Below are 1,350 nucleotides of genomic sequence, written 5' to 3'. Positions count from 1 at the left end.
TAAAACCAATGCTTACAAGAGGAGTAATTCAAATTATTGGTGCTACAACTATTTCTGAATACAGAAAACATATTGAAAAAGATCCAGCTTTTGAAAGAAGGCTGATGCCAATTACTGTAGAAGAACCAAATGTAGAAGACTCCATAAAAATTCTTATGGGAATAAAAGATAAGTATGAAGATCACCACAATGTAACTATTGGTGAAGATGCAGTAAGTGCTGCTGTAAAATTATCTGATAGGTATCTAAATGACAGATTTTTACCTGACAAGGCAATAGATTTAATTGATGAAGCTGCTTCAAAATTAAAGATTGAAAGTTATAAGACTCCTGATTTTGAAAAGAAGTACAAGGAAGAATTAAAAAAAGTTGAAGACGATAAAAATATGGCTGTTAGAAATCAAGATTTTGAGCTTGCCGCATCTTTAAGAGATAAAGAAAAAGTTATAGAAAGAGAATATAAAGAAGCTCTTGAAGATTTCAAAAAGGAAGAATCTAAAAAAAGAGTTGAAGTAGATTTAATTGCAAGTATTGTTTCTGAATGGTCAAAGGTTCCTGTTACAAATTTAACTGAAAAGGAAACTGAAAGATTAAAGACCCTCGATGAAGATTTGAAGAAAAAAGTTAAGGGTCAAGACCAAGCCATTGATGTTTTGGCTAGGGCAGTAAAAAGGGCGAGAATTGGTTTAAAAACTCCCAATAAGCCTATAGGTTCTTTTATTTTTGTAGGGCCAACAGGTGTGGGTAAAACTTTTTTAACAAAAACTCTAGCTGAAGAATTATTTGGAAGTCCCGAAAATATGATAAGAATTGATATGAGTGAATATATGGAAAAGTACACAGTTTCAAGATTAGTAGGTTCACCTCCGGGATATGTTGGTTATGATGAAGGTGGACAGTTGACAGAAGCAGTAAGAACAAAGCCATATAGTGTAATTTTATTTGATGAAATAGAAAAGGCTCACCCAGATGTGTTTAATATTTTACTTCAAATTTTAGATGAAGGGCGATTAACTGATGCCCAAGGACGAACTGTTAATTTTAAAGATACAGTAATAGTTATGACATCTAATGTTGGTGCGAATAGCTTAGTTAAAAATAATACTTTGGGATTTTCTGTAAACAAAGAAGAAGAAAAGAAAAATGAGTATCAAAAAATGAAGGATATCATTTCAAGGGAATTAAAAAACACATTCAGACCTGAATTTTTAAATAGGATAGATGAAACTGTTGTATTTAAGGAATTGAGCAAAAAAGAAATTAAAAATATTGTAGGCTTACAATTAGAAGACTTAAATCTTAGACTTGAAACGATGGGCATAAAGGCAACATTTACCGATAAGCTTATTA

The 1,350-nt window shown here is 31.4% G+C and carries 1 protein-coding gene; it reads left to right on the top strand.

What is annotated here, in order from left to right:
* Positions 1-1,350 (top strand): AAA family ATPase (locus HMPREF9131_RS01390; protein ID WP_009344965.1); only part of this gene is annotated, 1,350 nt, incomplete at both ends.

This window comes from Peptoniphilus sp. oral taxon 836 str. F0141, from assembly GCF_000179335.1.
GTDB lineage: Bacteria > Bacillota > Clostridia > Tissierellales > Peptoniphilaceae > Peptoniphilus_A > Peptoniphilus_A lacrimalis.
This window is presented reverse-complemented; position numbering and strand designations above follow the sequence as displayed.